Origin of the sequence: Dongia mobilis, assembly GCF_004363235.1 — a bacterium.
In the GTDB taxonomy this organism is placed as follows: domain Bacteria; phylum Pseudomonadota; class Alphaproteobacteria; order Dongiales; family Dongiaceae; genus Dongia; species Dongia mobilis.
Window position 1 is genome coordinate 635,632 of the sequence record NZ_SNYW01000007.1, and the last position, 8,270, is coordinate 643,901.

The window sequence follows — 8,270 nt, forward strand, 5'->3', positions numbered from 1 at the left end:
CAGGGGCGCGGGCTTGTGAAGCCCCGCCGGTCAAACGGTCGCGCTGACCCCTCTTTCTAAACTCTTGTTTTATGGCCATATTCTTCCCGGCAGCAAAGTGGAGCAGGCATGGCCATCCTTAAGATCGCGCGCATGGGCCACCCGGTGCTGAAACGGGTGGCGGATCCGGTGCCGGACCCGACCGCGCCGGAAATACATAATCTTATCAACGACATGCTGGATACGCTGGCGGATATCGGTGGGGCTGGCCTGGCCGCCCCCCAGGTCCATGTGCCGCTGCGCGTGGTGATTTTCCATGTCCCCGGCGCCAGAATCGCCACCGAAGAGGGGACTGATCCGGCGGCGACCGCAGGCGTTCCGCTGACCGCCCTCATCAACCCCGAAATCACGCCCCTCTCCGACCAGATGGCGGAGGGGCTGGAAGCCTGCCTCTCGGTGCCGGGCCTTGGCGGAAGGGTGCCGCGCCATACCCGCATCCGCTACCGCGCGCTCGCCCCCGATGGCAGCGTCATCGACCGCGAGGCGACCGGCTTCCATGCCCGGGTGGTGCAGCACGAATGCGACCATCTGGACGGCATCCTCTATCCCATGCGCATGCGCGACCTCTCCAGCCTCGGCTTCGTCGAGGAATTGCGCCGCTTCCAGGGCCAGGAAGCAGCCGATTAGCGTCGAGAGGCAAACTGCGCCACAATGCCGGGAACGGACAGAACCGCAGAATGTTGGGTGAGATCATGAGTTACGACCGCGACGACGACCGCGAGAGGCTGGCGGCGGCAATCCTGCCGCATGTGCCCTTCGACGGCTGGAGCGAGACCGCGATGAAGGCGGGGGCGGCCGATCTCGGCCTCGATCTCGCCCGCGCCGTCAATGCCTTCCCGGGCGGCATGGCCGAGGTGCTGGCCTTTGCCCATCGCCAGGCCGACCGGCGCATGGAAGCAGCATTGGCCGACGAGGCGACGCGCACGCACCGGCGCCTGCATGAGCGCATCGCCCATGCAATCCGCCTGCGCCTCAGCCTGGTCGAGGGCGAGCGCGAGGCGATCCGCGCCGGCCTCTCCTTCCTGCTGCTGCCGGAGAACGCGACGCTGGGGCCGAAGCTGCTCTACGGCACGGTGGATTCGATCTGGCATGCGGTCGGCGACCGCTCGACCGATTTCAGCTTCTATTCCAAGCGCGCCATCCTGGCCGCGGTCTATTCGGCAACCCTGCTGCACTGGCTCGGCGACAAGAGTGCCGGCCATGCCGCCACCTGGGCCTTTCTCGACCGGCGCCTCGCCGAGGTGATGAAGATCCCGGCGGCGAAGCAGCGCATCAAGGGCCTCTTCGGGCGCCTCCCCAATCCGCTCGCCCTGCTGCAGCGGGACGCTGTGCCCGGCCGCCCGGCGCTGCGCCGCCGGCGCATGGCCCGGCGTTGATGCACAATGTTGACGCGCGGCGGCCGGACGATGACCGGGATGCGGTGAGCCGATGGACGAAACCCTGAACCAGGCGCTGACCAGCGGACCGTCGCCCGAGGCGGTCGACCTCGACCTCAGCCATATCGACCTCGGCATCGCCGTCAACCTGGTGGTGGCGCTGGCCATCGGCCTTCTCATCGGCCTGGAGCGCGAATGGCGCAAGCAGGGCGAGGAGGGCGAGGCGGCGGGCCGCATCGGCATTCGCACCTTCGGTATCATCGGCCTGTTCGGCGGCCTCGCCGGCACGCTGCAGGCGAGTTTCGGCCCCTGGCTGGCGCCCGCCGCCCTCATCGCCATCACGCTCCTGCTGGTTGCCGACCGGCGCGCCGACGGCGCTTCCCGCTTCGGCGCGCTGGCCGAGGACATGACGACGCTGGTGGCGGCGATCACCACGGCGTTGCTCGGCCTTCTTGCCGCGACCGGTGCCGCGGAACTGGCGGTGGCGGCTGCCGTGGTGGTGGTGACGCTGCTCTATCTGAAGCCGATCCTGCACGGCGCGGTGGGCAAGCTGACCGACAAGGAGCTGAAGGCGACCGTCCGCTTCCTGGTCATCTCGCTGGTCGTGCTGCCGATCCTGCCCAACCAGGATTTCGGCCCCTACCGCTTCTTCAATCCGCGCGAAACCTGGCTGCTGGTGGTACTCATCTCGGCGCTTTCCTTCATCGGCTATTTCGCCATCCGCTATCTGGGGGCGGCGCTGGGCTGCATCGCCACCGGGCTCTTCGGCGGTCTGGTCTCGTCGACGGCCACCACCATCACCTTCGCCAGGATGGCCAGCGACCAGCCCAAGCAGGGACGCATGCTGGCGACCGGCGTCGTCATCGCCAATGCCGTCATGGCGGCGCGCATCCTGGTGGTGACCGGCCTGCTGGCGCCAAGCCTCGCCATGGCGCTGGCACTGCCGATGGGGCTGTTCGTCCTCACCGCCCTCGGCATGGTCGTGCTGATGTGGCATCTCGGCCGCAACGGCCAGGGCGCCGGCAAGGTGGGCGGCGAATCGCTTGGCCTCGACAACCCGTTCGAGCTCAGGCAGGCGATCAAATTTGCCCTGCTGCTGGCGGCCATCGGTCTTGCCGAGAAATACCTCAGCGACCAGTTCGGCACCAGCGGCCTCCTCGTCCTCGCCGCCATCGCCGGCCTCGCCGATGTCGACGCCATCACCATCGCCGTTTCGCGCGATGCCGGCAATGGTGCCGCCATGACGCCACTGGTGGCGGCGATCCTGATCGCCGCGGGCAGCAACACCATCGTCAAGGCGGCGATCGTCGCGCGCAGCGGCGGCGTCTTCGCGCGCTGGGGCCTCGGCGCCCTTGCGGTGATGGCCCTGGCGGCGGCGGCCGGCGCGGTGCTGCAGCAGATGCTCCTGGCAGCGCCCGGCTAATCGTCCTGCGTGCTGTCGTCCTGCGGCGGGTTCGCGCCCGACTCCAGGTTCCTGTCCGACTCCCGGTCCCCGCCCGATTCCTGGCGCCGCGCGGCGTCCAGATTCTGTTCCCGCCGCGCGGTTTCGTCCCGGTCGCTGGCCTTCTCCGCCTTGCTGCGGCCGAAGCGCACGCGGTTTTCCGCCGCGCGCTGCTGTGCCTCGCTGCGCTGCTTCGTCTTGCGGAACCGGTTCAGATTGACGATTTCGGCCACGCCCAGCCTCGCGCAATTGTCACTTGCGGCCGGTGATTCCGACCTTGCCCCCCATTCTTTCCAAAGGCGATAATGCGGGCAAGCGGCTTTCGGATGAACAATCTTGCCGCATGGATGGCCAGGTCTTCGGACTGGCCCGCGACCGGGAGTGACGGATCATGAAGATGGCGTTGAAAATCGTCGGCGGCGTACTGGTGCTGCTCATCGTTGCACTGCTGGTAGCGCCCTTCTTCATCGACCTCAACAGCTACAAGGGCATGATTGCGGAACAGGCCAGGGCCGCCACCGGCCGCGACCTCGCCATCGAGGGCGACATCTCGCTGTCGCTGCTGCCGCTGCCCTCGGTCACGGTCGAGGGGATCAAGTTCGGCAATGCGCCGGAAGGTGCCGCCGCCAACATGGCCGAGATCGAGCGGGTCGAGGTCGAGGTGGCGCTGCTGCCGCTGCTGTCGAAGAGCGTCGAGGTCAAGAAGGTCTCGCTGGTCAAGCCGGTGATCGTGCTGGAAAAGCTGCCGAGCGGTGCCGGCAATTGGGAGATCGCGCCGGCTGGTGGCGCTGCCGCGGAACCGGCCGCACCGGCCGATGCCGGCGGCGGCATGAACGTCTCGGTCGACGGCGCCAGCATCGAGGACGGCACGATCGTCTATCGCGACCTCGCCACGGCGGCCGAACAACGGGTCGAGAACCTCAATGTCGATCTCTCGCTGAAAAGCCTCGAGGGACCGTTCAGCGCTACGGGCGGACTCACCGCGATGGGCATGCCCCTGGGCTTTGCGGTCGATGTCGGCCGCCTCGATCCGGCACAGCCGATGCCGATCAATGTCACGCTCAGAATCGACGATGCCAATGCCTCGGTGGGTTTCTCGGGCCAGGCCGACCTCAAGGCGGCCGAAACTGCCGACCGGCCGATCGTCACTGGCAAGCTGACCGGCAAGGGCGACAGCGTCGCCAAACTGATCGCGGTCCTGTCCGGCGCGCCTGCGCAGGAAGGGCCGCTCGCCCAGGCCTTCGCGCTCGAGGGCGACATCACGGCGGCGCAGACCCGTGCCGAGCTCGGCAATTTCACCGCCAGCCTCGGCGACATGACGGCGCGTGGCGGTGTCGTCGCGTCGATGGGCGAGACCACCGATGTCGACCTCACCCTCGCCATGGGCCGGCTCGATCTCGACGCGCTGCTGCCCCAGGCGCCGGCCGGCGCGGCGGCGGAACCGGCTGCGCCCATCGCCACGCCGCAGAACGGCGCCGGCGGCTTCACGCTGCCCGAGGGCATCAATGCGCGCGCCAATGTCACCATCGACCAGGTGGTGGTGCAGGGAAATGCCATCGACCAGGTCAAGCTGGTGGCGGCGCTGGCCGATGCCAAGGTCAACCTGACGGAGCTCTCGGCGCAATTGCCCGGTGCCACCGCGGTCAAGCTTGGCGGCACGCTCGAGGCGCAGAGCGGCCAGCCGGTCTTTGCCGGCGGGCTCGACGTCGATTCCAGCAATCTGCGCGCCCTCATCGACGCCTTCGCCAAGGGTGCCGTGGCCGGCGTGCCGGGCGATCGGCTGCGCGCCTTCGCGCTCAACAGCCGCGTCACCGTGACCCCGACCCAGGTGGCACTCTCCGATCTCGCGGCCAAGCTCGATGCGACGCGGATCGGCGGCGGCGTCACCGTGGCGCTGCCCGACGGCAAGCTGCGCCAGCGCATGGCCTTCGGAATCGGCCTCTCGCTCGACAAGATGAATCTCGACGGCTATCTGCCGCAGGGCGGTGCCGCGGCGCCGGCCGAACCGGCGGCCGCCGGGGCGGAGCCGGGCGGCAATCCGTTGAAGGCGCTGGCCCCCCTCGGCGATCTCGACGCCAATATCGAATTGCGCGCCGGTGCCCTCACCCTCAACGAGCAGCAGATCCAGAAGCTGCATGTCCTGGTTGGTCTCGCCAACGGCACCCTCACCATCGAGGATCTCTCGGTCGGTGATCTCATGGGCGGCAAGGGTGCGGTCAAGGGCCAGGTGACCGACCTCAAGGGCGATCCGCGCTTCGATCTCGATTTCGATGTCACCGCCAAGGACGCCAACAAGCTGGCGCGCATGGCCGGCAGCGAGCCGACCGGCAAGCTGGGCGCGCTCACGCTCAAGGGCAAGGCGCTGGGTGGCGGCGACGAGGTTTCCTACGACGTGGCGCTGGCCATGACCGGGATCGGCCTTGACGGCACCGCCAAGGGCGGCGCTGCCGGCCTCACCTCCGGCGGCATCCCGCGCATCAACTCGACCTTCGACGTCAAGGTGGCGAAACTCGCGCCGCTGCTGGCCCTCGGCGGCACCGCCGATCCGACCCAGCTGAAGGCGGCCGACAATCTCGGCGCCGTCAGCTTCAAGGGCAACGCGCAGAGCGGCACCGACGACCTCGCCTATGACGTCGATCTTGCCATGTCGGGAATCGGCGGCGCCGGCAAGCTCTCTGGCAAGATCACCGGCATCGCCGGCACGCCCCAGGTCGACACCGCGCTCGATCTCCGCGCCGACCGGCCGGCTGCCTTGCTGCAACTGGCCGGCCTCGCCGGGCCGAAGGCGCAAAAGATGGGGGCGCTCGCCGCCAAGGGCTCGCTGAAGGGCGGCGCCGACGACATGAATCTCGATCTTGGCCTGCAGGCGGCCGGGGCCGATGTCAAGCTCGCCGGCAATGTGAAGGCCAAGGCCGAGCCGATGGCCTTCGACATCTCGCTCACCGCCAACCATCCCGAATTCACGCAATTGCTGGCGCTGGCCGACCTGCCATCGTCGGGTGCCAAGGCCGGGCCGCTGGCGCTCCAGGCCAAGGCGGCGGGCACCACACAGAAGGCGTCCGTTTCCGGGCTCGATTTCCGCTGGGGCGATTCCAGCCTCGCCGGCAGCGCCGATTACGACGCCACCGGAGCCAAGCCGATGGTGACGGCCGCGCTGGTGGGCGGCACCGTCAATCTGGTGCCTTTCATGGGCGGCGGTTCCGGCGGCGGCGGTGAAGGTGCTGGCGGTGGCGGTGGCGACGGCTCGCCCTGGTCGAACGAGCCGCTCGATCTCTCCGCGCTCAAGGCCCAGGACGCCGACATCGATTTCAAGGCGGCCTCGCTCATCATGCCGGACCAGCGCATCGACGACCTCGTCGCCAAGGTCCTGCTGAAGGACGGCGTGCTCACCATGAACACGCTTTCCGGCCGCATCTATGGCGGGGGCTTCAATCTCTCCGGCACCTCAGTCGATGCGCGGGCGACGCCGCAGATCATCGCCAAGATGGCGATCGACCAGATCCAGCTGGGCGAGGTGCTGGGCGGCGGCATCGCCGGCAACCAGATCAAGGGCCCGCTCTCGCTCAACCTCGACCTGACCGGCGCCGGCGAAAGCCAGGCCGCCATCGTGCGCTCGCTCGCCGGCAAGGGCGATCTCGGCGGCACGATGATGATCATCGGCAAGGTCGAGCAGACGGTGGGCTCGGCATTGCTCGGCGTGCTCGGCCAGAAGGTGAAGGAGGTGAAGGGCATCGCCGACAGCATCAACGGCGTGCTCAGCTCCTATACCGGCGTCGACAACCAGCTCTCCGGCACCTTCGACATCACCCAGGGCGTGCTCGACACGCAGGATTTCGCCTTCACCAACCCGCGCGCCCGCGGCACGGCCAAGGGCCAGGTCGATCTCGGCGCCTGGGCGCTCAACATGCTGGTCGATCTCTTCGGCCAGCAGGCGGAGGCCGCCTTCATGAGCATCAATCTGACCGGCCCGGTGAACAGCCCGCGTCCGGCCTTCTCCGGCAGCGGTGCCGCCGGGCCGGCCAGCGGCCTTGTCCCCGGCCTCAATCTGCCCGGTCTCAATATTCCGGGTGTCGGCGAGATCCCCGGCCTTGGCGGCGCCGGTGGCGAGGGCACGGGCGTCCAGCTGCCCGGCGGCGTCACTATCCCCGGCCTAGGCGGGTCGGGTGGCGGCTCGGCCGAGCCCGGTGCCGCGGCGCCGGCCGGTGGTCTCCTCAACCAGGTGCCGGGCATCGGCGATCTCCTCGGCGGTGGCCAGCAGCAGGCGCCCGCCGCGGCACCGGCAGAAGCACCGGCCGCCGCCGAACCCGGCGCCACGCTGAATGCGCCGGCCGAAGCCGCCCCGGCTGAAGTTGCGCCGGCGGAAGCGGCCCCGGCGGAAGCGGCCCCGGCGGAAGCAGCCCCAGCCGAAGCCGCACCGGCGGAAGCGGCACCAGCCGAAGCGGCTCCGGCTGAAATGGCTCCGGCTGAAATGGCTCCGGCCGAGCCTTCGGCCGAACCCGGCGCCACGCTGAATGCGCCGGCGGAAGCAGTGCCGGCGGAAGCAGTGCCGGCTGAAGCTGCACCGGCTGAAGCTGCGCCGGTGGAAGCGGCCCCGGCGGAAACCGCGCCGGTCCAGGAAGTGGCGCCTGCCGAGGCTGCGCCGGCAGAACCCGCCCCTGCCGAGCCGGCACCGGCGGAATCGCCGATCGAGGAATTGCTGCAGGAGCCGGGCGCCCTGGTGCAATAGGCGCCACCACCCGTTCCGGCCCGATCCACGCCCCTCCGTCATTCCCGGGACTTTGCCCGGGAATGACAGTTGTGCCGGGTGGGGACAAATAGTTCCATTTTTGTTCTTGACATTCATACGCCGACAGCGTATATGACGCATTGTGCACACAAAGGCGGGGCCGATTGATCACCGGCGCCGCAACCTAAGAGCCCGATAGATGGCCCGGCGGCATTTGCCGCCATAGTTGGCCCGGCGGCATTTGCCGCCATAGTTGGCCCGGCGGCATTTGCCGCCATAGTTGGCCCGGCGGCATTTGCCGCCATGGATGGAATGACCTGGTTGTCCCAGGGGCAAGCCGGCTTCAACCCTGCCATTGAGCGGGGCGCTCCGAGGTTCGAGAGTCCGAGATTCGAGAGCGGGCGGCGCATCCCGGAACCCTCGCGCTGGGGGGTGACGGCTTGTGGGTCCAGCCGCGAGGGAGATCCCCTCGCGCCTGCACCCGGGGAGCCACAGCGCCTACAGGCCGGCAGCAGCCGGTCCCCCGGAGCCAGCGGGTCAGCGGCTCCCCTCCGGGCCGGCGGGTTGCCGGCGTCCCCTCGGCGCGTGGCATGCCCATGTTCGCCCCTGCCGGTCGATGGCGGCGCGTGATCGCCCCCTCCGGCCGGCAGGCCCGGCATGGCGGTGAACGCGCCCCTCGCGGCGTGAG

General features: G+C 69.1%; 5 protein-coding genes. 4 read left to right on the plus strand and 1 reads right to left on the minus strand.

The window, feature by feature from the left end:
- The first annotated feature begins 108 nt into the window (after window positions 1–108).
- From A8950_RS08620 to A8950_RS08630, 3 genes are all read left to right on the plus strand, one after another.
- Window positions 109–666, plus strand: coding sequence for a peptide deformylase (locus A8950_RS08620; protein WP_133613212.1), 558 nt, complete (start codon window positions 109–111; stop codon window positions 664–666).
- A gap of 65 nt (window positions 667–731) precedes the next feature.
- A complete protein-coding gene (locus tag A8950_RS08625; protein WP_133613213.1) occupies window positions 732–1,415 on the plus strand; it encodes a COQ9 family protein in 684 nt (227 codons plus the stop codon).
- A gap of 52 nt (window positions 1,416–1,467) precedes the next feature.
- Complete coding sequence (locus tag A8950_RS08630; RefSeq protein ID WP_133613214.1) at window positions 1,468–2,838, plus strand: MgtC/SapB family protein; 1,371 nt, start codon at window positions 1,468–1,470, stop codon at window positions 2,836–2,838.
- Here the strand turns inward: A8950_RS08630 and A8950_RS08635 are convergent.
- Entirely contained in the window at window positions 2,835–3,089 is a 255-nt protein-coding gene (locus A8950_RS08635) for a DUF4169 family protein (RefSeq protein WP_133613215.1), read from the minus strand. The two genes, A8950_RS08630 and A8950_RS08635, sit on opposite strands and share 4 nt — an antisense overlap.
- Window positions 3,090–3,247: 158 nt before the next feature.
- Here A8950_RS08635 and A8950_RS08640 point away from each other — a divergent pair, with 158 nt between their 5' ends.
- Window positions 3,248–7,582, plus strand: a complete 4,335-nt coding sequence (locus A8950_RS08640; RefSeq protein WP_133613216.1) for an AsmA family protein — start codon at window positions 3,248–3,250, stop codon at window positions 7,580–7,582.
- The last annotated feature ends 688 nt before the right edge of the window (window positions 7,583–8,270 follow it).

What these genes read in the sequence shown, in the direction of transcription:
- A8950_RS08625 (WP_133613213.1), top strand. Translation starts at nt 732, where the DNA reads ATGAGTTACGACCGCGACGACGACCGCGAGAGGCTGGCGGCGGCAATC.
- A8950_RS08630 (WP_133613214.1), top strand. Translation starts at nt 1,468, where the DNA reads ATGGACGAAACCCTGAACCAGGCGCTGACCAGCGGACCGTCGCCCGAG.
- A8950_RS08640 (WP_133613216.1), top strand. Translation starts at nt 3,248, where the DNA reads ATGAAGATGGCGTTGAAAATCGTCGGCGGCGTACTGGTGCTGCTCATC.
- A8950_RS08620 (WP_133613212.1), top strand. Translation starts at nt 109, where the DNA reads ATGGCCATCCTTAAGATCGCGCGCATGGGCCACCCGGTGCTGAAACGG.